This window comes from Methylocystis sp. (genome assembly GCF_051062815.1).
In the GTDB taxonomy this organism is placed as follows: Bacteria; Pseudomonadota; Alphaproteobacteria; order Rhizobiales; family Beijerinckiaceae; genus Methylocystis.
Genome location: NZ_JBPFDU010000075.1, coordinates 99,088 through 123,406, shown reverse-complemented (window position 1 = coordinate 123,406; position 24,319 = coordinate 99,088). Strand labels below are relative to the sequence as shown.

General features: G+C 61.8%; 20 protein-coding genes. 6 read left to right on the top strand and 14 right to left on the bottom strand.

Features of this window, described 5'->3' with window-relative positions; translation table 11 throughout:
• Positions 1 to 23: 23 nt before the first annotated feature.
• The 13 genes from ACR65W_RS14275 to ACR65W_RS14215 all read right to left on the bottom strand — a co-directional run bounded on the left by ACR65W_RS14275 (position 24) and on the right by ACR65W_RS14215 (position 14,283).
• On the bottom strand, positions 24 to 317 hold the full coding sequence (locus tag ACR65W_RS14275; RefSeq protein WP_434501263.1) for a hypothetical protein: 294 nt from the start codon (positions 315 to 317) through the stop codon (positions 24 to 26).
• Positions 314 to 955: a cytochrome c oxidase subunit 3 gene (locus tag ACR65W_RS14270; protein ID WP_434501262.1), complete on the bottom strand. Its 642-nt coding sequence runs from the start codon at positions 953 to 955 to the stop codon at positions 314 to 316. Before ACR65W_RS14270 ends, ACR65W_RS14275 begins: the two co-directional genes overlap by 4 nt.
• Complete coding sequence (locus ACR65W_RS14265; RefSeq protein ID WP_434501261.1) at positions 948 to 2,561, bottom strand: cytochrome c oxidase subunit I; 1,614 nt, start codon at positions 2,559 to 2,561, stop codon at positions 948 to 950. The genes ACR65W_RS14270 and ACR65W_RS14265 overlap by 8 nt, the downstream gene beginning before the upstream one ends.
• Complete coding sequence (gene coxB / locus ACR65W_RS14260) at positions 2,558 to 3,520, bottom strand: cytochrome c oxidase subunit II (RefSeq protein WP_434501260.1); 963 nt, start codon at positions 3,518 to 3,520, stop codon at positions 2,558 to 2,560. Before coxB ends, ACR65W_RS14265 begins: the two co-directional genes overlap by 4 nt.
• A complete protein-coding gene (locus tag ACR65W_RS14255; protein ID WP_434501259.1) occupies positions 3,517 to 4,299 on the bottom strand; it encodes an SCO family protein in 783 nt (260 codons plus the stop codon). Before ACR65W_RS14255 ends, coxB begins: the two co-directional genes overlap by 4 nt.
• A gap of 402 nt (positions 4,300 to 4,701) precedes the next feature.
• Complete coding sequence (locus ACR65W_RS14250; protein ID WP_434501258.1) at positions 4,702 to 5,739, bottom strand: hypothetical protein; 1,038 nt, start codon at positions 5,737 to 5,739, stop codon at positions 4,702 to 4,704.
• Complete coding sequence (locus ACR65W_RS14245; protein ID WP_434501257.1) at positions 5,736 to 6,221, bottom strand: c-type cytochrome; 486 nt, start codon at positions 6,219 to 6,221, stop codon at positions 5,736 to 5,738. The genes ACR65W_RS14250 and ACR65W_RS14245 overlap by 4 nt, the downstream gene beginning before the upstream one ends.
• Positions 6,218 to 6,751: a DUF3341 domain-containing protein gene (locus ACR65W_RS14240; RefSeq protein ID WP_434501256.1), complete on the bottom strand. Its 534-nt coding sequence runs from the start codon at positions 6,749 to 6,751 to the stop codon at positions 6,218 to 6,220. The genes ACR65W_RS14245 and ACR65W_RS14240 overlap by 4 nt, the downstream gene beginning before the upstream one ends.
• Positions 6,748 to 8,151: an NrfD/PsrC family molybdoenzyme membrane anchor subunit gene (gene nrfD, locus ACR65W_RS14235; protein WP_434501255.1), complete on the bottom strand. Its 1,404-nt coding sequence runs from the start codon at positions 8,149 to 8,151 to the stop codon at positions 6,748 to 6,750. Before nrfD ends, ACR65W_RS14240 begins: the two co-directional genes overlap by 4 nt.
• Complete coding sequence (locus ACR65W_RS14230; protein WP_434501254.1) at positions 8,148 to 11,030, bottom strand: 4Fe-4S dicluster domain-containing protein; 2,883 nt, start codon at positions 11,028 to 11,030, stop codon at positions 8,148 to 8,150. Before ACR65W_RS14230 ends, nrfD begins: the two co-directional genes overlap by 4 nt.
• Positions 11,018 to 11,671: a cytochrome c3 family protein gene (locus ACR65W_RS14225; RefSeq protein ID WP_434501253.1), complete on the bottom strand. Its 654-nt coding sequence runs from the start codon at positions 11,669 to 11,671 to the stop codon at positions 11,018 to 11,020. The genes ACR65W_RS14230 and ACR65W_RS14225 overlap by 13 nt, the downstream gene beginning before the upstream one ends.
• A 168-nt stretch (positions 11,672 to 11,839) precedes the next feature.
• Complete coding sequence (locus tag ACR65W_RS14220; RefSeq protein WP_434501284.1) at positions 11,840 to 13,012, bottom strand: MFS transporter; 1,173 nt, start codon at positions 13,010 to 13,012, stop codon at positions 11,840 to 11,842.
• A 977-nt stretch (positions 13,013 to 13,989) separates the two neighbouring features.
• Positions 13,990 to 14,283: a general stress protein gene (locus ACR65W_RS14215; protein WP_434501252.1), complete on the bottom strand. Its 294-nt coding sequence runs from the start codon at positions 14,281 to 14,283 to the stop codon at positions 13,990 to 13,992.
• 551 nt (positions 14,284 to 14,834) lie between these two features.
• On the opposite strand from ACR65W_RS14215, the gene ACR65W_RS14210 reads away from it, so the two are divergent.
• The 5 genes from ACR65W_RS14210 to ACR65W_RS14190 all read left to right on the top strand — a co-directional run bounded on the left by ACR65W_RS14210 (position 14,835) and on the right by ACR65W_RS14190 (position 21,220).
• A complete protein-coding gene (locus ACR65W_RS14210) occupies positions 14,835 to 15,227 on the top strand; it encodes a hypothetical protein (RefSeq protein WP_434501251.1) in 393 nt (130 codons plus the stop codon).
• A gap of 298 nt (positions 15,228 to 15,525) precedes the next feature.
• Positions 15,526 to 16,197: a sensor histidine kinase gene (locus ACR65W_RS14205; protein ID WP_434501250.1), complete on the top strand. Its 672-nt coding sequence runs from the start codon at positions 15,526 to 15,528 to the stop codon at positions 16,195 to 16,197.
• Complete coding sequence (gene fixJ / locus ACR65W_RS14200) at positions 16,194 to 16,814, top strand: response regulator FixJ (protein WP_434501249.1); 621 nt, start codon at positions 16,194 to 16,196, stop codon at positions 16,812 to 16,814. Before ACR65W_RS14205 ends, fixJ begins: the two co-directional genes overlap by 4 nt.
• A gap of 140 nt (positions 16,815 to 16,954) precedes the next feature.
• Entirely contained in the window at positions 16,955 to 17,398 is a 444-nt protein-coding gene (locus tag ACR65W_RS14195; protein ID WP_434501248.1) for a response regulator, read from the top strand.
• A 438-nt stretch (positions 17,399 to 17,836) separates the two neighbouring features.
• Positions 17,837 to 21,220 (top strand): PAS domain S-box protein, encoded by a 3,384-nt coding sequence (locus tag ACR65W_RS14190; protein WP_434501247.1) that lies wholly within the window; start codon positions 17,837 to 17,839, stop codon positions 21,218 to 21,220.
• Between the two features lie 148 nt (positions 21,221 to 21,368).
• Here the strand turns inward: ACR65W_RS14190 and ACR65W_RS14185 are convergent, their stop codons facing one another.
• Entirely contained in the window at positions 21,369 to 21,710 is a 342-nt protein-coding gene (locus ACR65W_RS14185; protein WP_434494717.1) for an antibiotic biosynthesis monooxygenase family protein, read from the bottom strand.
• A gap of 343 nt (positions 21,711 to 22,053) precedes the next feature.
• Here ACR65W_RS14185 and ACR65W_RS14180 point away from each other — a divergent pair, with 343 nt between their 5' ends.
• Complete coding sequence (locus ACR65W_RS14180; protein ID WP_434501246.1) at positions 22,054 to 24,177, top strand: heavy metal translocating P-type ATPase; 2,124 nt, start codon at positions 22,054 to 22,056, stop codon at positions 24,175 to 24,177.
• Positions 24,178 to 24,319 lie beyond the last annotated feature (142 nt).

Here is a 24,319-nt window from a genome sequence, read left to right as displayed (position 1 = left end):
TTCGAGCGTCTCTGCCGTGGCCCCTATGGGACGGCGATGACTGTCGGATAGAGCGTGCGCGTCATCGGATCGAGGGCGCCGAAGCCCAGAAGAATGATGAGCCACAGAAGCGCCGCGGCGGCGAACAGCCAGACGACAACGCCTTCTTGACGCAGGTCCATGAATCCGAACGCCGCCACGCCTACCATCGTCGCCGCAATGATGGCGACGCCGCCGCGTCCCCAACCAGGGAAGGCAAAGGTCGCTGCAAGCTCTGCGGCGAGAAGCGCAAACATCAGCGACGCGACCGAGATGAGACGAAGCACGACCGCTGTCATGAGGCCCGTCCTATGAGATAGATGAGCGGAAACAGAATAAGCCAAATGATGTCGATAAAGGTCCAATAGAGTCCGACGACGCGAACGGCATTATGGCGCTCCGCGGTGAACTGTGGCGCCTTCGAGATAATCCAGGCGAGAAGCGCAAGTCCGACGAGAAGGTGAAGGCCGTGAAGCGCCGTGCTGAAGAAGTAGAAGGCGAAGAAGAGCTGAGCGCCGCTTCGCGACGGTCCGTGGACTGAGAAATTTGCGCCTGGGAACAGACCTTTCTCGAGGTCCGTTCGCCATTCCACGCCGAATTTGAGGCCGAGGAAAGCGGCGCCGAGCGCCCAAGCGATCAGCAGCCACAGAACCATCCCGCGACGGCTTCCGAATTCGATACAGGCGAGGCCGATGCTGTAGGCGAAACTGCTCGCAATCAGCAGCGCCGTATTCGTCACGCCGATCGTCAGCTCGGTCTGTCGGCCGCCGGCGTCAAAGGCGCTTGGATCGGCGAGACGGGCATAGATCCACGCAAGGAAGATAGGGCCGAAGAACAGCGCCTCGGTCGCGAGAAAAAGCCAAACCCCCGAGATCGCCGTTTCGCGCTGATGCTCGGCGCTCGAGAACTGAAACTCGTGAGCGGCGGCGTCACTCATGGATCACAGCCTCCGGTTGTTCATATTGATAGGGCGCTTGCGTGACGATCGGCGTCACGGTGAAATTTTCCGTCGGGGGAGGAGATGGCGTCGTCCATTCGAGCCCCGTCGCGCCCCACGGATTCGCCGACGCGCGTTCGCCATAAAGCAGCGACCAGGTGAGATAGCCCAGCGGCAGAAGATAGCCTATGGCGAGCACCACCGCGCCGGCGGAAGACAGCAGGTTTAGCGGTTCGAAGTGTGCCGGGTAGGCGAAATAACGTCTCGGCATACCGAGATAGCCCAGCACGAACTGGGGAAAAAAGGTCAGGTTAAAACCCACGAATATGGTGATTGCGCCGGCGCGGCCCCACATCTCCGGATAGAGACGCCCCGTGATTTTCGGCCACCAGAAATGAAGGCCGGCGAAATAGGCCGAAACCATGCCGCCGACCATCACATAATGGAAATGCGCGACGACAAAATAGGTCTGCGTGAGATGCACGTCGGCGGCGAGCGCCGCGACGAAGAGGCCGGTCAGTCCGCCAGTCGTGAACAGGCCGATAAAGCCGATTGCGTAAAGCATCGGCGAGTCGAAATGGATATAGCCTTTGTGCATTGTGCCGATCCAGTTGAAGACTTTAATGGCTGACGGCACCGCAACCATATAGCTGAGCAGCGAAAAGACGATCGCCGAAAAGAGCGAGGTTCCCGCGACGAACATGTGATGGCCCCAGACGAGAAAGCCGATAACGGCAATCGCGATGCTCGCCCAGACGATGAATTTATAGCCGAACAGCTCCTTGCGGGAGAACGCCGGCACGATCTCGCTGATGACGCCGAAGCCGGGCAGGATCATCACGTAAACGGCGGGGTGCGAATAGAACCAGAAGAGATGCTGAAAGAGCAGCGGATCGCCGCCGATTGCGGGATCGAAGACGCCGATCCCAAAAATGCGTTCAAACGCCAACAACAGCAGAGTCATCGCGAGCACTGGGGTCGCGAGGACGAGGATGACGCTGGTCGCGTAGAGCGACCACAAGAAGACCGGCATTCTATACCAGCCCATGCCGGGAGCGCGGAGTTTGTGTATTGTAACGATGAAATTGAGCCCCGTCGCGATCGACGAAAAACCGGCGATAAAGATGGCGATGATCGCGGCGACGACGTGTCCCTTCGAGTAGAGAGACGTCAAGGGCGTATAAAACGTCCAGCCGGTGTCGACGCCGCCGGCCACGACCGCATAGAGCGCGACGAAGCCCGCGGCCATGAACAGATACCAGCTCAGCAGATTGAGCCGCGGAAAGGCGAGGTCCCGGGCGCCCAGCATCAGCGGCGTCAGAAAATTGCCTAGCGTCACCGGCACGGCCGGGACGAGGAAGAACCAGACCATCAATATGCCATGCATCGAGAAAAGCCGATTATAAGTCTCGGCCGACCCGAGCAGCCCATGCGAAGAAATCAAATTATAGCGCATGAGAAAGGCGGCGAAGCCGCCGGCGAAGAAGAAGAAGGTGATGGCGACGAGATAGAGAATCGCGATGCGCTTATGATCGGTCGTGAGCAGCCAGCTGCGCAGCGTATGGCCATCTTCAAGATAGGAAACGTGCGCCGCCGAATGCGTCATGTCCGGCCCCCCGATTTGAGCGATTTGATATAGGCGATGAGTCGCAGCACTTTTTCTTCGCTGATCTGTCCTGAGAAGGACGGCATGATCTGCGGATAGCCGGCGACCGGAGTCTTGTCGGGCGTAAGGATGCAGTCTCGGATGAATTTATCGTCCGCCGTTACAGTTGCGCCGGTCTGCAATTTGACGGAGCGGCCATACAGCCCGCTTAACGCCGGCGCGGGTACGCCGGTCGTCTCCGGCGATCCGCCCACCCCGCCTTCGCCGTGACAGCCGCTGCATCCATGCGTCGTGAAGAGTTCTTTGCCGGCGGCCGCCATGTCTTCGTGGCTTTCAGGCCCCGCGCCGCTTGCCAGCCACTTTTCAAAATCCGGCTGCGACATGGCGACGACCTCTCCAGTCATCGAGTAATGGCCGACGCCGCAAAGCTGAGTGCAGAAGAGCTGGAAGGCGCCGGCCGTGTCGACCTGAAACCAGAGGGTTTGGTAGCGGCCTGGCAGAACATCGTGCTTGATGCGAAACGCCGGCACGGCAAAATCATGAATGACGTCTTCCGACGTCATGACGAGCTGGATCGGCCGGTTGATGGGTATGTGTAGGGCGTTGATCTCGCGCTGGCCGCCCTGATGCTCGACCTTCCACATCCATTGTTTGCCGACGACGTAGATCTGCAAGGCGTCAGCCGGCGGCTGGAAAAGGCGCACGTAAAGATCGCCGCCCCAGATAAATAAGCCGAAAAAAACCGCCAGCGTCGCCGCTGTCCAGCTGATCTCGAAACGCCAGGTCTTGCGCGTTCGCGCGCCGCGAGAGACCCCGCTGCCGGCGCGATATCGAACCATGTAGAGAAGGATGAGCCCGAAGACGAGGGCGAGAACCGCGTATGACACGAGCAATAGCGCCAGGAGCAGAAAGTCGACTTCACGTCCTTCGACCGTGGCGCTTGGCCAGTAGCCATTCATACGCGCGCTCCCTTGCGGAACTCGCGATAGATCATCGCCGCCAGCGCTAGGATCATCCCGACCGCGCCGATCCGGAGGAATTTCATGATGGCGAATGTGTATCGGCCGGTGGTCGAATCAAAATCGAAGCAAAGCAAGAGCGCCGGGGATGCGCGGGGCGCAATATTCTGCGTCGCGGCGGCTTCGACCGCGCCGCGTATCTCTTCGTGAGAGGAGCCGATGCCGGAGAGATAAGTTGAGACGTCGCCGTGCGCCGTAATGACAACGGCGCCGATCGGATGAATGAAGGTCTGCGGACGCCCGCCGTTACGATAGCGATATCCGACAGCCTCGGCTATGGCGCGAATGTTCTCCGGCGTTCCGATAAGATAGCGGAATCCCTCAGGCGCGCCGATTGGCGACGCCGCGGCGAAATCGATCTCGCGCGCCCGTTGTGCGGCGTCGGTCGTTTCTGTCGGATCGATGCTGATCGCGACGAAGACATAGTCAGAGCCCGCCGACAATCCCGCTTTCTGCGCCGCGCGCAACAGTGCAAGGCGCGTCACGCCGCAGAGCTTGTCGCAATGGAAGTAGCCGAGCACGAGAATGACCGGCGCGCGATCGAACACATCACCAATGCGAACGTCTTGTCCGTCCGCGTCGGTGAACCCGCTTTCTAACGGCAGGCGGGCGCCGAGTTTCTGCTCGTATGCAACGCCCGTTATGTCGGGCGTCCGTTGCGCATAGGCCGGGAGGCTGTTGAGAAGCAGCAACGCCAGTAGCGTAAGAAGCGGCTTCATTCGCATTCTCCTTTGGTGACGGAGAAGTGAGGGGCGCGGGCGCGGCAGCCGGCCAATCCGCGATGCCTTCTTGTGCGATCTTTCGCATCGCGGCAGCGATTGGAATATGCGCTACGCCTTTGGCCTGATCGATCCAGCCTGCGCTGTTCAAGCGCGTCAATTCGCGCCGGTGAAAGTCCGTCCAGTCCTCCGCCGGATCGATCTGCAGTCGCGGCTCGGGGAATAATGGCAGCGGCAAATGCATTGTCCTGTCGACCATGGCGTCGGGATAGAGCGCCCATGCGAGAAGGGCCAACAACACGATTCCCAGGACCGTCGAAGCGAAGCCAATGGCGACAAAACCGCCGCTGATATCGCTTGCTTGGTGCGAAGCTGGCGCAAGGTCTTTCTCGTCCATTGCGCTCACGCCTCGACCCAAATCCAAATTCGCCTTGTCAACCGAGAGGCCAGCACCGACGTGCAGGCCATGGCCAGTAAGGCTGAAAGCGTAAGCAGTGCGATCACTCCTGAACGAGCGCCGGCCGCCGGAGCGACCAGCCAGAACTGATGAAGAATGCCGCCGACGATGGTCGACGCCGCGGCAAATCCCACGGCCTTTGGCGAATGTTGCGCTCTGGCCGAAAGCAGTGTGAAGAACGGCGCAACGAAATGCGTAAGGACGATAAGCCCGGCGATGACGCCCCAGCCCTGACGCCAGCGCGGGAGATACCAAGCGACCTCATGCGGCAGATCGGACTGCCAGACGATGATGAGCTGCATGAGCGCCAGATAGCTCCACAGAATGACGAGGGCGAGAAGCAGGCGCGCAAGCTGGCGCAAGGCCTCGGGGTCTGGCGAGGACGAACATATAAGGGCGAGCGTCGCGACGGAGAGAGCGAGCGCGCCAATCTCGCTGATGAAGCCGAGACCGAATAGGCTCGAGGCGAAAGTCGGATCAAGCGACATCACGGCGTCAATGACGGCGAAGGTCGTCGTCAGCGCGAGAAGAATAAGCCCTGCTGGCGCAAGCCGCGCAAGCTCATTGGCGTCATCGTTCGCGCGCGTGACGAGCATGGCGAGAATGAGCCAGATCAGCAGATAGATCACGCCGCGAAGCACAAAGGCGGTACCGTTCAGATAGAGCGCGTTGTCGAACTGCGCCGCGCCGCTTTGAAGCCACGGATAGACGCGGTTGGCTGTCAGCGCGTAAGGAACGACGAACAGCGGAGCGAGAAACACGCTGCGCACGCCGGCGGCGAGGACGCCGAGAACGGCCTTTCCCCAGCGGCCTCCTGTCAGCGCATGAATCAGCATCAGCGCCATGGCGCCGAGCGGCCAGGCGATCCATACGCTGAGCGCCGTCAGCCAAGCGAATGCAAAACTCTCGGGCGCCAACGCCCAGCCGAGAAAGGCTCCGGCATAGCCCACGGCGCACGCCAGGATGAGGAGGATGCGGCTCACGGCGCTGTCTCCGCTTTTGCGGCTGCAAGATCCGTCGCCGACGCATTCTGGCTTTTTTGCAAGGCGCGAATATAGGCGGCGATCGCCCACCGATCGGCGGCCGGCACGCGCGCGGCATAGGAATACATGGCGTCGTGGCCTTGAGCGATCACATCGACGAAATGGCGCGTCGGCGCTTGGAGCAGTCGTTCGCTGTCATAGGAGGGCGGCGCTGGAAAGCCGCGCTGGACGATCATGCCTTGGCCGTTGCCTAGCTCCGAGTGACAGGGCGTACAAAAAATTCGATAGCGCTGCTGCCCCCGCTCAATGAGCGCGAGCGTCAGTGGCGGCGCGCTCGGTTCGCGGTAGAGAAAGGCGACGGCGCCCGGCGGCGTCTGTGCTGGACCGACGAGCGGCGAATAGCTTCGCTGCTTGGGCTGATTGCTCATGTCGCTGCAGGCGCCCAGCGCGCAAAGAGCAATGACGGCGATGGCGTGGTTCACAGCTCGGCCTCTTCGATCACGCGCGCGTCGCAGTCTTGCATGATGTCACGCGACCGCGCCAAAGCGTCAGAATTGACCGCGCGCACGACGATCACCCAACGATCGATCATCGCGTCGCGGATCGCCCTGGTTCTGTCGACGGGGTCGTAATAGCGGGTGAAGCCGCAAAGCGCGCCGGTTCCAATGATCGTGGCGAGCACGGCGGACAAGATGCCCACTTCGAAAGCGATGGGGATGAACGAAGGCCAGGAAAACGGCGGGCGCCCGCCGATATCCAGCGGATAAGCGACGACATTTGCATAAGTTTGCAGGCCGAAGACAGCGCCGGCGCCGAGCAGACCTAGAGCGAGCGCGACGGCGGGGAGTCGCGTCGGCCTGGGCGTCCGCTCCGGCGCGAGGGGGCTGAAGAGCTCCGTCTCGCCAACATTCGCCTCGTCTAGGCGTGCGAGCGCCGCGAGCGACGCTTCTTCCGACAGGAAGGTCGCCGCTACACCATTCGGCGCCGTTGGCGTTTTGTCCTCGGGACTCATCGGTCTCGCCTCGCGTTGCGAAGGATCACTTCACGCAGTTCGAACATCGAAACCGCCGGCAAAAGGCGAATGGCGATCAGAAGGCCGGCGATGAAAAGACCGACGGTGCCGAAAAGCGTGAGCCAATCCCAGATCGTTGGCGTATAGCCGCCCCAAGCGGAAGGCAGATGCGTGCGCCGCAAACTCATCACGACGATGACGTAGCGCTCGCACCACATCCCGACGATCACGGCGAGGCTGACGAGAACGACGAGAAATTCGTTAAGTCGGACGCGCCGCCACCACATCAATTGCGGCGTCAAGACGTTGAAGAGGATCGTCGCCCAGTAGATCGGCGCCAACTCGCCCGCGACCTTATCGACGAAAAGCCGCTTCTCCGCCGCGTCCGGCCCGTAGAAGGTCGTGAACGCTTCCATCAGATAGGCGTAGCCCACGCAAAGGCTGCTCGTCAGCAGAAGCTTGCCGAGAATGTCGAAGTGTCGGCCGGTGATGAAATCCTCGAGGCCAAGCAGTCGACGCAACGGGATAGCGAGCAGCATCACCGCGGCAAAACCTGACAGCAACGCTCCGAAAACGAAGAAGGGCGGGAACAGCGTCGAATGCCAGCCAAGCGTCGCAGCGCCGGCGAAGTCGAGGCCGACAATGCTGTGCACCGAAATGACGAGCGGCGCCATCAGCGCGGCCAGCAAACCATAACCGACATGATAGTAGCGCCACGCGCTTTCCGAGCCTCGGAACCCCAAGGCGAGGAGCCCATAGAAGCGGCGCTTATGCGGCGCGTCGGCCTTGTCGCGCATCGTCGCAAGGTCGGGAACGAGGCCGAAATACCAGAAGAGAATCGAGGCGACGACGTAGGTGAGGATCGCCACAAAGTCCCAAAGCAGAGGGCTTCGGAACTGCGGCCAGACGGTCATCACGTTCGGATAGGGAAACAGCCAGTAGAACAGCCAAGGCCGGCCGAGGTGCAAAATCGGATAGATGGCTGCGCAAGCGGCGGCGAAGATGGTGATCGTCTCGGCGATCCTGTTGAGCGCGTTGCGCCACTCGACCTCGGCCAGATAGAAGAGCGCCGAGATAAAGGTTCCGCCCGAAGCAATGGCGATCCACCAAACGTAATTGATGATCGCGAAGCCCCAGACCACCGGCCAGTTGATGCCCCAGACGCCAACGCCGGCATAAAACAGCCAGCCGATGGCGATGACGAGGATAACGACCAAGAGCAGCGCCGCGGCCAGACTGAGCTTCCACCATAGCGGCCATTTCTCCTGCAGCGGCGGCGCGCATATTGTCGCCGTCATCGTCGATATGGTCTGCTCCGGCGCGACGATCGGATCGTTCGCTCGCGGACGTCCGTCGTCCGCGAAGACTCCAAGCGTCGACCGGGCCTGGAACGACGTCATTTCTGCGTCTCTTTAGGTTCATCGACATTGAAAATATGCGCTTCGTAGGTGACGCGCGGCTTCGTATTCTGTTCCGCCAGCAGCGCGTAAGACAATGGTCCGGCGCGACGCGCGGCGACCTCGCTCCCCTTGGCCGCAAGATCGCCGAAGGTGAAAGCCCGCGTCGGGCAGGCGGCTTCGCATGCGGTCACGACTGCAGACGCCTTCTCGCCCTCGCGATCGGCGACGATGCGGGCGGCGGCGATGCGCTGCAGGCAGAACGTGCACTTCTCCATGACGCCGCGGGCGCGCACGGTGACTTCGGGATTTCGTGATTGGATTGCGCGGCGCTCTTCACCCGCGAAATCGAAATAATTGAAGCGACGAACCTTGTAGGGGCAATTGTTCGAGCAGAAGCGCGTGCCGATGCAGCGATTGTAGACCATCACATTGAGCCCTTCGGCGTCATGCATCGTCGCGCCGACGGGGCAGACCGGCTCGCAAGGCGCTTCCTCGCAATGCATGCAGAGAACGGGCTGGAAGTTGAATCCCGGGGACTCCGGCGGGCCGTCGTAATAGCGGTCGATGCGCAGCCAGTACATCTCGCGCTCGCGCAGCATCTCGGTCTTGCCGACGACGGGAATATTGTTTTCCGCCTGGCAGGCGACCACACAGGCGTTGCAGCCGATACAGGCGTTGAGGTCGATGCTCATGCCCCAGGCGGCTGGGCCTTGCGGCTTCCATTCATAAAAGGACGGCTTAGACTCATCGCTTCGTCGAACGAATTCAGGATCGGCGAGGAACTGCGACAGCGCGCCGTTTCGCGCAAAGACGCCCCCTTCGTCGAACATCGTGGCGTGGTGCTGCGTGCTCGCCAGCTCTTCTGTGGCGCCGGTTTTTTGAATGTCCGGCGCGCCACACGCGCGCCCCGTAAGCTTGAAGAAATCGACGCCGACATTTTGCCCCGCGGGGCCCGCGTGGCGTCTGCCGAATCCGAGAAGCGCGACCACGCATTCATCCGACTGGCCCGGGGCAATGGCGATGGGCGTTGTCATGTGCACGCCGTCGACCGTGATCCTAACGACGTCGCCATTCGCCAGCGACAGTTCACGGGCGCGCCGGGGCGATATCAAGAGCGGATTGCCCCAGCTTATTTTGCTTAGCGGCCGCGGCAATTCCTGGAGCCATGGATTGTCGGCATAGCGGCCGTCGAGGAGATAGGGATCCGGGCGAAACAATAGGACTGTCGTGGCTGAGGACGGCTCGGGAAGTCGAGCGCGCGCGGCCGCGTCGCGCAGCGGCCGATCGCTCACCGGACTGGCGCTGTTGGGGATGACGCCTTGAGCCAGCGCGTCGGCCCATGCGTCGTTGACGTTCGTCCCCAGCCGATTCTTCCACGTTTGCCGCACGAGATCGAGCGCCTTCGGCGGATCAGGCCGGAGCAGCAATCCCAGCACGTGATGCGGTTCGACGCCCTGAAATAGGGGCAGGGCTTGTGGCTGCATCACGCTCGCCGTTCCGTCGAAAGCGCGCGCGTCGGTCCAGCCTTCCCAGGGATGAATCATCGGCGCGGCCCAGAGCGACGCGGCGCCTGTCTCGTTTGGCGTTGTGCTGAGGCACAGGCTGAATTCGACGCGACCAAGAGCCTCCACGAAGTTGAGGGCGCCTGGAGCGGCATAGACAGGATTGCTGTCTATGATGAGCAGCGAGCTTATGCGACCCGCGCGCATATCGGCGACGAGCGTCGCGAGGGAGAGCGAGTCGTCGGACGAAGCGTGCGTGACGGCGTCGAGCAGCGCATAGACCGCGCCGCGGCCGCCGAGCGCCTCGTTCATTGCAGATGCGAGCGCATGCGCTTCCGGCGCGTGATCCGGTCCAAGATGGATGAAGGCGCGCCCGCGATTGGCCTTGAGATCCGATATGATCCTGTCGAGCCACGGCGGACCTTCCACGGGCGCTCCGCCGAGCAGCGCCCCGGCGAGCGCAAGCAGGACTCGATGCGTCTCTCGCGGTCCGGCGATAAAGCGCTCGTCGGCGACGGCGCCGGTGAGCGACGGCGTGGCCTCGATCGCATAGAGCCGATTCATTTTGGCCCGCGTCGGGTTTCGTCGCGCCGCGAATTCGCGTGCGATGCGCAGATGCCCCGGCGCGGCGCTCAAGAGATCGCTGTCGATGGCGAGAATGACGTCGGCGTTTTGGAGTTGGGGCTGGAGTTCGAGGCGCGCGCCATAGGCGAGCGCGACGCCGCTGTCGATGTTTTCGCGCCCGATCGCCTCCCAGTGCAGCCAGCAAATCTGCGGATAGGTTCTTCGTAGCGCGTCGAGTTGGGCGGCGAGCGTTGGCGACGTCGACGCGCCTGTCAGAATGACGAAACCCGCGCCGCCGGTCGCCGCCAACTTGTCGCGCTGCTCGCCAAGCGCTTGCTCGAGCGCCGATCGGCTTCGCGGAAGATTCGCTTGCGTCACGCCCCAGGAGCGGCGCGGATCGTAGAAGTCGAGGAGTTCGGCTTGCGCTATCGGGCTCGTCGCGCCGAGGCTCGCCGGATGAAAGGGATTGCCTTCGACTTTGATCGGCCGTCCCATGAAATGTTTGACGACGGTTCCAGCGGCGTAGCCGCCTTCTATGTGCGCGCTGCTGTAATAATCCGGCATGCCCGGAACGACGCCGGCCGGCATGCGAACCGCTGGAATCAACTGTCCTTCCGGCGCGCCGTCGCATCCGCTAAGTCCCGCGCCCGCAAGCGCCAACGAGGCGGCCATGAGCGCCAGCGCGTGGCGACGGTCGCGCGGCGCTGCAAGCGCTGCGCCGAGCATTGGAAACTCCTGCTCGATCCGCGACAGGACGTCCGCGTCTTGCGTAAGCTCCTCGAGGCTACGCCATTGCGCATTCACCTGTGACATATCGAACAGTCCGTCAGGTTTCTCTGCGGCGCGCCGTATTGGGCGAGCAGGACCTCAGGCGCGGGCGTCGTCGCGTCGCGCGTCCAGTTGGTGTCGTAGATCTTGTCTTTTGGCCTGAGGCGCGGACCAGGATCGCGATGACAGTCAAGGCAAAACTGCATCGTCAAGGATTTGGCCTTGTAGGTTAGCGCCATATGGGCCACGTCGCCGTGACAGCTCGAACAGCCGACGCCTTTGGCGATATGAATGCTGTGATCGAAGTAGACGAAATCCGGAACATCGGTCACACGGCGCCAGACCAGCGGCCGGTCGTCCCTCAGACTGTTGCGCACCGGCTCAAGCAACGCGGCGTTTGTCCAGATCTGCGAATGGCAGGTCATGCAGGTATAAGTGGGCGGCATGCCTGCATTGGCGGAAACTTCGACGGCGTTATGACAATACCGGCAGTCGATCCCCAATCCGCGGACGTGATGTTGATGGCTGAAGGGAACCGGCTGCGCGGGAGCCCAATTCACGCGTCGCGCAGAATCGCTGCGCGGCCAAAGCCAAACCACAAGCGAAAACGCCACAAGAGCGAGCGCCAACAGCAGGAGCGCCAGCGAAGCCCAGAAATTCACGGCGGGTCGAAAGACTGAGCCCATGAATCGCCCCGTGAACCGCTCCGCTTCCGCCAAACGCGCTCTGGCGGCGCGGCTAGATCCAAGCCTACAGGTGGTTCAGCACGCGCCTGCGGCAAGCGCCCGGGCTCAAAGGGCGTCGATGGAGCAGCGGGAGCGGGTCGGACCGGGCGCTTCGGGCGGTTTAGCGGCTCACAGGCCGGTCTGAAGTTGGGCGCGTCGCTGGAAAATGTAGCTGGCGATCAGTCCGAGCATCGCGAATAGGGTGACGACTGAGAACACGTAATTGTGCCCGGCGGTCCCGGGCCACCGGTCGAGCAGATAGCCCATGAGCGGTCCCATAAAAATATCCGGCGCGTAGCCGATCACCGATACCAAGCCGACTGCGCTCCCTGTGTGCTCCATAGGAATTTTGCCGTCTTGCATGATTGCGAAATAGAGGCCACGCAGCGCGAAGACGCCGATGCTGGTGAAGATTATCGTCAAAACAAACGTCCATACCATGCCCGCGCCAATAGCGCCGGAGGCCAGCACGGAGCTCCCGGCTGCGAGAAGCACGAAACAGCCGACGATCATGAGGGGCGCGCCAAGCCGCTCAGCCAGGTAGCCGGCGCCAATGGCCGCAAATGGTCGTATCCAGAGCGATGCGACGCCCGCCCGTGCCGCCTCTACCTGATTCAGGCCAATGACCTGATTCGCGTACAGCGAAAAGTCGTCGATCGCCTTGAAGCCCACATACGCGCACAGGATCACCGCAGCCTGCAGCCAGACTGACGGCATGGCGAACACGCGGGCGACGTCGCTTATCGACGCCGCTCGCTGCGCCGGCGTTTTGCGCTCCGGCACCGCCAGCCAGATGAGCAAGGCGGCTCCGCAGGTCATCGCGGACAACAGCAGTATGATCCATCGCAATGATTCCGTGCGCTGCGCGAGACTGGCCGTCTCGCTGTCTTCTGGCAACAGCGCGGCGAATAGAACCACCATGATCGACGCCATGACGGCCGACAGCGCGCCTCTGCCGCCCTCGAGCAATCCGAACGCGCGGCCTTGGGAAAAGTTGAGTCCCCACTCACGCGTGGCGCGAATCAACGGCGCCCAGAACAGCGCGATCGTGGTGACTCCCCAGTACCCATATAAGATCGCCAGCGTCGACGGGGACGGAATCGCCATCATCACAAGGCCGCCGACGGCGGTGGACGTCAACGCGACAGTCAACATTGTGCGTGCGGGGTATCTGTCGGCGAGCGGCCCGCCGAACAAATACGCGGCCATTGCAACCACCCCATAAACCGCATAGGCGGCGCCGAGTTCGAGATTGGTGACGCCGAACACATCGAGGAGCGTCGGCCGGAATACGCGAGCCAAGACGAAAGGCAGCAAAAAGACGGATTCCCCGGCGACGATCAGCGCCGCGATCGCCAGTCCTCGCGGTGGCCCCTGATGGGTGGGTTTTTGCGTCATCTTTCCTTGGTTGCGTGTGTGGGGCTCCGGCCGTTTCGCGGCGGCGCGCGGGTGTATCAAGGGCAGGCTCTGCGTATGAGTTGAACCGTCACTCCTCGATAATTCGGCTTTTTGTCCGACCATAGGGTTTTCATCTCCGCGCTGGGATGTACATTAAGTCGTTGTCTTGGGCTGGAGCCGGCGCACATCGAGTTTCTTTATAGCAGGCGCTCTGCTGCGAGCGTCCGGTGTGTGAGGGCGGTCGGTCGATCCATCCATCCAGCGAAGAGATACGTTCTCTTCCAATGGCGCTTGCGACTGCCGGGCTCTTTGGTTTGTTGCTAAGCGCCTCGCCTGCGAACGGTCCAGCCATTCGGGATGCGGCGGCGGCAGCCACGTCTTTTGTCCAGGAGGCGAGGCGCCGCGTGTGACGACGATGCTGGCGCGGCCCTTACGGCGGCCGTCGATGCGGTGTGTGGCGACGGCGCTGGTGAGGATGATTCGTCGACGCGCGCTTTAGCGGGCTCATTGCCGCTTCGCTTCGAGGCTGGGCGCTCGCGCCTTTTGGATGGATGAGGCGGCCTTAAGGGACTCGGCCCGTCGGTGTTGCTTGCAAGGCGCTTATCGTAAACTGCCGTGCGATGGTTGCACGACGCGCATCTGTGCGCCGCATAACGCTGGCTTCGCTCGGAGTCGATGTTCACGGTCGTAGCTTGATGCCCGCGACCGTATTCTCCAGAAGTTGATGGAAGGGGACGCCGAAATATGTGTTGAGGCGCGCTGCAGTGCGTCACTGCAGCAAGCTCATGGCAAATTGCGGGACGCGCGTCTGACTCTGAAAATCCCTTGCGGTCCGAGCCAGGCGCGCGTCGCGCGCGAGGTGGCGTCGGCGCTACGATTCGTCATGCGCCTTCGGATATGACGTCATCCTCGGTGCGCGTGTTGCGCGCCGCATGCCCGCCTTTTTTGCCAGCTTGTGACGCGAGCTGTCGATCGACGGAAAAACTGCGTTTTGACGCGCTGACTGCAAGTCCGCCTTTGCGCCCCGCCGTCGACGCAAGGTCGGGGTTTTTGGCGAAACTGCGTTGTTCGCCCGGCACGCTCTTGCCGCCCTTGCGCGCAATTTCACGTTGCCGCTCCGGCGTCATCGACGCGAAACCCCTCCGGGACTTGGTGGTCGCCGAAACCGTATCCATCCGTCGCGCTCCAGTTCTGCGTCGAAGACTCCTCCGCAACAACCGAAGCGGCAGAGGCCGCTCAGCAAACCAGGCAAACGACGCCGGCGCTGTTTACCTTTCGAAAAGGCGGCTGAGCGATGACCATTTTCGCTAAGACTAAGCGGCTGCCAAGCTGGTAATCTTACGTAGAAATGGCATTTTTCGAGCCATCAGAGTCTGTCAGTGTTCTTGGGCCTTTCGCGAGGTCTGGGGAGGCGGGCTCATGAGTTGAGAACGGCTTTGACGGTAAGACTTCGTTAAAGGCTCACTCTGGTCGGTCTGATACTGCGTAACGGAATCTTTCCCGTCCCAGAGCGGTCTGTTCTCTTGCTTTCGGTCGACGTGCGCCGTGTCTGTTCGTGAATACGGCAAAATGGCTGATCCAATATTCCACTTACGTAAGTCTACCAATTTTGCCTCGCGCGCGAGCGTGCTCTTATGCAGTAGGCGTCGATCTCTCCAAGTAAATGCCGCCGCAAGAGCGGCAACAGCGCCTTGAGTAGAGCACGAGAACACGACGGGAGCGTCCAATGTTGTCGGCGTCGCGGTGTAGGGAGCAGTCGGGTCTCGCGCCACGCGAAGTGGTTGCGATGCTTTCACTCAAGCAAAAACAGTTGTTTGCGAGCTACCAGCTCAACATGCAAAAGGGCGAGTGGTTCGTATTTGAATTGATGATGTCGGATATTCAGGGACTTGTGGATCTCGGCGCACAGGCGCTTGCGACAGACGTGCTCGTTGTCCTCCGTATTTTCACGCGGGACCGTCCGCAATTCAACGCCTATGTGCGGCGTACCCCCGCGTTTAAAGGCTTGTACCGGAATCGATCGACGCGGCGGACGCTCGACTCGCTTGTTGCTGCGAGCGGGGCGAGGCAAACTCAGTCTGCAATCCGCGCTGAGTGGGACAAACAATCACTGGCGTGAGCTCTGCCGCCGCCACCTTGGCGGGTCTTGCTGCTCAATCCGGAACAGCGCGATCTCACTGGAGGGGCGGACGCGCCGCAAAAGCAATGACGACGGGGTCTGTGCGCTGTCACACTTACGGCGTCATAGATCGTAGGCTTTAGGAGTTCGCGCTTGCCGAACATGCGGCGTATGGCGGCGAGTGCGACGGAATATATGATTGAATCAGGTAAATAGGATCGCTTCGGTGGATGATGCTGGTCCCAATGCATTTGGCGTTAGTCGTAGAGAGCTCGAACGCCTGAGAGCCATTAGCAGATTGGCTGCGACTTTCGCCCACAATATCAATCAACCGCTGACTGCGGCGAGCGCCTATCTCAGGGCGGCGCAGCGCCTCGCAGGAGGGCTTCCCAAGGAGTCGGTCACACCGATCGTTGGAGCGCTCGATAAGGCTGTCATGCAGATCATGCGCGCCGGGCAGGTCGTCCGCAGTCTGAGCGAGCTTGTTGCGCAGGGCGAGCCAGACAAGACGCTCTTTAGCGTTAATTTGTTGATCGACGAGACGCTTTCACTCGTCGCTGCGGAGGCCGCCGAGGCTGGCGTCTCGATCAGCAAGCGGCTGACCAAAGACGACGATTTCATCGTCGCCGACCGTGTCCAGATCAGACATGTTCTGGCGAACCTTATGCGAAACGCCATTGAAGCGATGCAGGATTTGCCGCGACGCGAGCTGTTGGTTTCCACAGCGACGCAAGCTGCAAAGGCCATACGCGTTGACGTTCAAGACACCGGCTGCGGACCAGCCGGAAAGGAAAACGCCGATCTGCTTGATCTTTTTGCGATGCGGAAAGATGGAATGGGCATTGGGCTGTCGATTTCCCGCGCAATCGTCGAAGCGCACGATGGCCGACTATGGGCTAAGGCCAATCCCGAAGGCGGCGCTATATTCTCCTGTGATCTTCCATTGCGAGGACGAGATTCCAGCGGATGAACTCGGGAACGGTTTTTGTCGTGGACGACGATGCGGCGGTGCGCGACGCGCTTCAGCTTCTACTCGAATCCGAAGGGTTCGCCGTATCGAGTTTTCCGTCGGCGCCAGCTTTGCTTTCGTCCATCGGACCGGAAAGCGCCGGGTGCGTCATCGCTGATGTTCGCATGCCGGAGGTGAGCGGACTCGACCTGATCCTCGAGATGAAGAACCGAAATCTTCATCTGCCGATCATTATCATCACGGGCCATGGCGACGTGCCTCTCGCCGTCGAGGCCATGAAGCGCGGCGCTGTCGATTTTCTCGAGAAGCCGTTCGATGACGATGCGCTCTTTGCAGCCGTCAAGCGTGCGCTATCGAAGCACGAAGCTGTTCAGTCGCGCTATGCGGAAGAGCGGCAGATCTCTGAAAGATTTATGTCGTTGACCAAGCGGGAGCGCGAAATTCTCGAAAGGCTCGCGCAAGGCCGCTCTAATAAGGTCATTGCTCATGATCTCGGCATCAGCGTGCGCACGGTGGAGGCGCATCGCGCCAACGTCATGGCGAAAATGCGCGTCAAGAACCTCGCGGAGCTGGTCCGAATGTTTCTTAACGGTCGGAATATCAGCTTTGGCGCGTGACGTCGCCAAGCGTCATTCGCGAACATCCGCATCATCAATCACGCGCCGCAGGCGATTTGGGTGCGCGGAGGCTGCCTTGCCAAAATGCGCGCGCTAAGTATTCAAGGGAAACCGCCGAGCGCAAGAGGAGCGAATTGGTCATGCGAGCGCCAATCTCCCCGGCAGACGCTGTCCAACTGAACGAGTTCTCCGTTTCGACGCCCTCAGCGCGGCGTGTTCTCGTCATCGACGACGATAGGGACGTCGCCGACAGTCTGGCGATGCTGCTGGACGTCCTGGGCTGCGACGTGAGAACCGCCTATTGCGGAGCAGTAGGCGTGTCGCTCGTATCCGATTTCCACCCGAGAATCGTGTTTCTAGACCTCGGCATGCCCGAGATGAACGGCTACGAAACCGCGCGGCGCATTCGCAGCGCGCCGGCCGGCCAGCAGGCGCAGCTTATTGCGCTCTCCGGCTGGGCGCAGGATGTTGACAAGATGCGCACCCGCGAGGCGGGCTTCGACCGCCATCTGGTCAAGCCGGCCGATATCGACGTTTTGGAAGAAATCCTCGCCGCGTGTGGGGACGAATCACAGCAGAAGTAGGCGACATATCGGCGCACGCATTTTGGAACGACGCCTGTTGGCCAAGCCTTTTCTTCAGGATCTCCCCTTATCAAACCGCTTTGGCCCCCTTGTTTGGCGCGCTCTCACCCGGTGCGCGGCGGCCGGCCCATAACGTCGTGAGCCGCATCTTGAATGGGCCGCTAATGCCGCGTCTTAGCTAGATTTTTCCTAGACGCCAGCGTTAGTAGGAATGTCGCGGCGAGGGGCCGTCCTGACATCGGGAACATCATGAGACTGAGCGCCGCGCGCGGCTGCTCAAGCCGTCGGCGGACGTCCTTTGAGCAAGTCGCGATTACGCTTGTGCTTGGAGCGCCGAGGCGCCGACGCCTTCCGACCGAAGCGTTCGGATCGCGCTGGCGTGGAGCCCTCGCCCCGAATTGTTCTGCTCGGCGACTTACCCGGTCCATCGGAAAGCCAATGACCTCAAATATGGACACGTTCTGGGTTGTAAACTGGTCGACGGATGTCGACGGACAATGCAATTTTATCGGCGCACAATGGCCGACAATCACCGGTCAATCAGCCGCAGCTGCGATGGGCGGAGGCTGGCTGAAAACCATCCACCAGGACGATCTGGAGCAGGTGAAGGTCGAGCTCGCTCTGGCGAGAGAATCAGAGCGCCCGTTTCAGATCGTCGCCAGGCTTAAGCGCCACGATGGCCAGTTTCGCTGGGCGTTAGCGGTCGGCGCGCCGCGCTATGATGCGCAAGACGTATTCATTGGCTACGGCGGCTCCATCATCGATTTCCATGATCGGATAGATATAACCGAGCGCAAAGAGCGCTTGGACGCGTTGCGGGCAAGCGAAGAGCGCTATCGTCCGCTTTTCGAGACGAGTCGCGACGGCATCGTCACCGTCGATATGAGCGGCCATATTCTCGAAGCCAACCCTGCTTACCAGAAGATGCTCGGCTACACGCACGAAGAGCTGAAGCGACTGACTTATCAAGAACTGACCCCAGAAGTCTGGCATGACATGGAAGCGGCGGTCGTGCGGGAGCACATTCTTCCGCGCGGCGAATCTGCCGAATATGAGAAGGAATATATCCGCAAGGATGGAACCGTATTTCCGATAAGTCTGCGAACATGGACCGTTGTCGACGAAAGAGGCCATATTGTCGGCATGCGCGCCTTCGTGCGCGACATCACCGAGCGCAAGCAGGCCGAGGCGGCGCTGCGCGACAGTGAGGAACGGTTCCGCGTCTCCTTCGCAAACGCCTCAATCGGCTTCGCGATGAACGGGCCGGACGATACGCACCTGGACGCCAACCGCGCTTATTGCGTGATCACCGGCTACACGCGCGAGGAACTTCTTGCCCTCAAGGGCTCGGAGCTGATCCATCCGGATGATTGGCCAGCCAACAGGGCCTTGGCCGAACGGATGCTTGCGGGCGAGATCCCGGGCTTCGTCATCGAAAACCGCTATGTTCGAAAGAACGGCGAAAACATTTGGGTCCGCAAGAGCGTTTCGCTCATTCGCGCGGCCGACGGGGAACCACGGTGGATCATCACTCTCGTCGAGGATGTCACCGAGCGCAAGCTGGCCGAAGAGGCGCTGCAGCAAAGCCGCAACGATCTCGACCGCGCGCAGGAGGTCGGAAAGATCGGCTGGTGGCGGCTCGACGTGCGTCGGAACGTTTTGACCTGGTCGGACGAGAACCATCGGATCTTCGGCGTGCCGAAGGGGACGCCGCTGACCTACGACAGTTTTCTTTCCATCGTGCACCCCGACGACCAGGCCGATGTTGACGCAAAGTGGCAGGCCGGCCTTCGCGGCGAACCCTACGACATCGAGCATCGCATAGTGTCCGGGGACGAGGTCAAATGGGTGCGTGAGAAGGCCTATCTGGAATTTGACGCGGCCGGCGCGCTTCTAGGCGGCTTCGGCATTACGCAGGACATCACCGATCGAAAGCAGGCTGAGGAGGCGCTGCGCGAGAGCGAGGCTCGGCTGCGGCTCGCGACCGAGGCTGCGAAGATCGGCGCGTTCGACTGGCGCATTCCGACGGACGTGAACATCTGGACGCCCGAATTAGAGGCGATGTATGGGCTGGCGCCGGGCGAATTCGGCCGGAGGCGGTCGGCCTGGGAGCAATTGGTGCACCAAGACGATCGCGCGGGCGCGGTCGCCAAGGTTAACGAAACGCTGGCGACGGGTGAGCCCGTCGAGCATGAGTGGCGGGTCGTATGGCCTGACGGCAGCGTGCACTGGATTGCCGGGCGGTTTCAAGGTTTCAAGGACACGGCCGGCAAGCCGGTGCGCCTCACGGGCGTAAACATCGACGTTTCCGAGCACAAGCGGGTCGAGGAGGCGCTGCGCGAAAGCGAGCTGCGCTATCGCTCTCTCGTGGAAGCGGCGAGCGCGATCACCTGGAGCTGTCCGCCATCGGGACTGCATGAAAAGCCGCAACAGGAATGGATGGCCTTCACCGGCCAGACCGCCGAGGAAATGCTGTGCGACGGCTGGACCAAGGTCGTTCATCCCGACGACCTTGAGGCAGTGGCGGCGCGGTGGCGAGCAGCCATCGGTCGCGGCGAGCCGTTTTGGAGCGAGCACCGCATCCGCCGACATGATGGCGAGTGGCGCTGGATGCGCGTTCAGGCCGCACCCGTTCGCGACGCAGCCGGCGAGATCGTCGAGTGGTTCGGCAGCAATACCGACATCGACGATCTCAAGCAGGCCGAACTGGCGCTACGGGAAAGCCAGCAGCAGCTCGCGCTGGCGCTGGAAGCCGGCCAGCTAGGATTCTGGGACTGGCGCGTGCCCAGCGGCCGAGTCCAGTTCGGCGGCCATTGGGCATCGATGCTCGGCTACGATCTCAGCGAGATTGAACCCGATGTCCGAGCCTGGGAAAGCCTGATTCATCCCGACGAAAGGCAAGAGGTCGCCGCCAGATTGTCTGACCATCTGGAGGGTCGCTCGGATTTCTACGAATGCGAGCACCGCCTGCGTCACAAGGATGGTTCGTGGCGCTGGATCCTGGACCGCGGACGGGTCGTGGAGCGGGACGCTGATGGCCGGCCGCTAAGGGCGATCGGCACCCATGCCGATGTGACCGCGCGACATGAGGCTGAAAGCGCGCTGCAAGAGGCCGACCGCCGCAAGGACGAGTTCCTTGCCACACTGGCGCATGAATTACGTAACCCGCTCACTCCGATCCGGAACGCCGTGCATATCTTGAAGAAGAAATATGGTCCCCAATTTCCTGACACTCCTCTACTCGCTATGGTTCAGCGACAGGTCGATCATCTTGTTCGCCTCGTCGATGACCTTCTTGAAGTCTCACGGATTAGCCGTGGCAAAGTCGACTTGCGCAAGGAAAACGTCGCCGTGTCGGATTTCTTGCGGCACGCCTTGGAATCCTGTCAGCCGCTCATCGAAAGCAAGAGTCACCGCGTTATCATGAAGGTCGCGGATGAGCCGCTGCGGGTTTTCGGCGACTCCGTCCGTCTGGCGCAGATTGCGGCCAATATCATCAACAACGCGGCGAAATACACGCCGCCGGGCGGGCGCATCGAAATCGACGCCGCTCGCGGGGGCGATGAAGTCGTTCTGCGGGTTCGCGACAATGGCGTCGGCATCAGCGCCGACATGATGCCGCGAGTTTTCGATCTCTTCGCGCAAACGGACGGCCAAATTCGGCTTTCCGAGGGAGGGCTCGGCATCGGCCTCGCGCTCGTGCGCAGCCTCGTGGAAATCCACGGCGGCCGGGTGGAAGCGCGCAGCGAGGGCGTCGGCCGGGGCAGTGAATTCATCGTCAGTCTGCCGCTCGCGGACTGCGGCGCCCTCCGCCTCCGCTGAACTGGTCCGCCCCGAGGCATCTGCGGCGTGTCGACAAGATAGACGCCATCCGGTTTCGCAGCGAGGACGGCGAGGATACGATCGCGCCTATTCAGCTGCGTCACCCTCCTCTGGAGGCCGACGCCCCGTGTTTCTTGCCGCATCAATCCTATTCTGCGGCAGTCGGCGCATAGTTTGGATTGGATTCGGTGAGAACCGCGTCGAAGCCTTCGAACTCGGGACCGCCCAGATAAAGATCGCGGTTCTGACCGGCGTTTTTGTGAGCCTCGCGAAAATGTTCGGAATGCGTCCAATCGATGAAGTGCTGCCGAGTTTCCCACAGCGCATGCGACGCATAGAGGATGTGATCCTCCCGCTCGGGCCCCTTGAGCAGATGGAAGACGATGAAGCCGGGCCTTTCCTGAAGCCGCGATTGACGCGACCGCCAGACGTCCTCGAAGGCCTGTTCCTTTCCCTTGACGATTTTGAAGCGGTTCATCGCGACAAACATGACTCGGCTCCTGTCATTGGTTTCGGCGGGTTCCGCCAGCGTTCTTAGCTAATCGTCCACGAGCCGAAAGGCAAAGAGCCTGGTTGCAGCAGCGCAGCCGCCTTGCCGCAGCGCGGCTCGGACTCGAGGGCAGTCGATGCGAGAACAAAGTTAGTGAAACGATGCCGGCGACACGCTCTGTTGCGCGGTAGCGACTCTGCTAAGATCACAACGCATTTTGTGGACCATGGCGCAAAACTGAGTTAGGAGCCAAAGTTATCGGCGGCGTGAGATCCAGGCGGACGCCGCCGCCTCAGCCGCAGCTCCGCGAACGCTTTCCTGGAAGGGAGCCTCCTCGCTGACCATGGCGTGTGTAGAAATTGTCCATGAGTTGGACAAGCGACTGCGGTTGCGGATTTTGTCCGATGCGGACGATTTTGCGCAGACGGAAGTTGCGCTGCGACAGCTTCCCGGCGTCGCGTCTGTGCGCGCCAATCGCGCCTGCGCATCGTTGACGCTGGCGTATGATGGACAGCCTGAGGTCCGCGACGCCATTCTCGCGACCGCACGCCGAACGCCATCAGCGGCCGCGGACACATGGCGGCCTCCGCCAACCGCTAACGCCAAGCGCGTGACTCTCGCAGCCGGCGCGATCGCCGCCGCGCTCCTCCTTCCCGCGCCGCTCGCCGCGGCGATCACTTGGCTCAACATCGCGGGCGTCCTCGCGCGCGGCGTCCTTGCGGCGTCGCGCGGCAAGCTGAAGACCGACGTTCTTGATGCGCTCGCCATCGGCGTGCCGGCGGCGCGCCAGGAATATGTCACCGCCAGCGTGACCCGCTTCCTGCTCGCGCTGGCGGAGCATATCGAGGCCACCACCGTCCAGCAGTCAGACGAATTGCTGCGTTCGCTCCTGCGACAGGCGCCTGGCGATGTCTGGGTGGAACGCCGCGACGGCGAACTCGCGCGCATGCCTTTCATGCAGCTTAAAGGCGGTGAGCGCGTCGTCATCGGCGCCGGCGAGACCATTCCGGTCGACGGCCAGGTGGTGGCCGGCGACGCCTATGTCGATCAGTCCTCAGTGACCGGCGAAAGCCTTCCCCTGCCGCGCGTGGTCGGAGATCATGCGCTCGCGGGCAGCGTTGTCGCCGATGGACGGCTCGTGGTCCAGGCTGAGCGCGTGGGCGAGGACACCACGACGGGACGCATTTCGCGCTACATTCAGGACGCTCTCGACCGTCCGGCCGACATCCAGACTGTGTCCAGCGTCTTTGCGGATCGGCGCGTCGGCATTACGCTGGCCACAGCTGCGGTGGTGTTCGCGCTCACGCGCGACTGGCGCCGGATCGAATCCGTCTTCATGGTCGACTATTCCTGCGCCGTGAAGCTCGGCACGCCGATCGCGATCAAGTCGGCGATGTATCGGGCCGCGCAGGAAGGCTGTCTGGTCAAGAGCGGAACGGCGATCGAAACGCTTGCCGGGGTCGACACGATCGTTTTCGATAAGACCGGCACGCTGACCCACAACACGCTCGAGGTCACGGACATTTGTCCGCTGGACCCCGGGATCGACGAAGAGCGGGCGGCGGCCATGGTCGCTTCGCTCGGCGAGCACACGAGCCATCCCATCGCGCGCGCCGTTGTTGGGCTCGCGCAGCAGCGCCGGCTCGCCCATATCCCGCATGAGGCCGTCAATTTCATTGTCGGCCATGGCGTGGAAGCGAATGTCGATGGACGTCGCATTCGATTTGGCAGCCGGCATTATCTCGAAGACGACGAGCACATTTCATTCGCGGACGCCCGCAAGACCGTGCGAGCGCTTCAAGAGCAAGGCAAGTCGCTTCTCTATGTCGCCGCCGATGAGCGCCCGATCGCGGTCTTCGCATTGCGCGATCGATTGCGACCGGAGAGCGCGAGCACGCTTGCGCAGTTGCGCGCGTTAGGAGTCAACCGCCTCGTGATGATCACGGGTGATCGCCAGGCGCCGGCGCTGGCTTTCGCAGAGACGCTTGGCATAGATTCGGTGCATTATGAACAGCAGCCGGAGGACAAGGCCAACATCATAGAGGCGCTCAAGCAGGAGGGCCGCCGCGTCGCTTACATCGGCGATGGCGTGAATGACGGTCCCGCATTGATGGCGGCGGATGTCGGCATCTCAATGCCGCGCGCCGCCGACATTGCCCGAGCCAGCGCCGACATTGTGTTGCTGGAAGACAGACTGGATTCCGTCGCCACAATGCTCGCGGTCGCTCAAGAAGCGATGCGCTTGATCCACTCGAACTTCCGAGTCGCGGTTGGCGTGAATTCGGCGATTCTCGCCGCCGCGGCGTTCGGCCGTCTTTCTCCGCTCGCCGCCGCCACGCTGCACAATGGGACGACGATCGCCGTCCTGCTGCGCGCCCTGCTGAGCGGACGCGCGCACAGTTCGGTCACGGAGAAAATCCCACGCGATTCAGTCGCACTCGAGCACAGCCGGGCGCAAGAACAATAGCAGAGCTCCTTCAGCTCGGCGGCGTAAGCGCCCGCCGGGTGAATCACGATTAGCTGCAAGCGCTGCGCCCAACCACGAGATCCTGAAGCGTGATGTGTCCGGCGAGATCGGACGCCAGAAAGACTACCGCCCTCGCAATCTC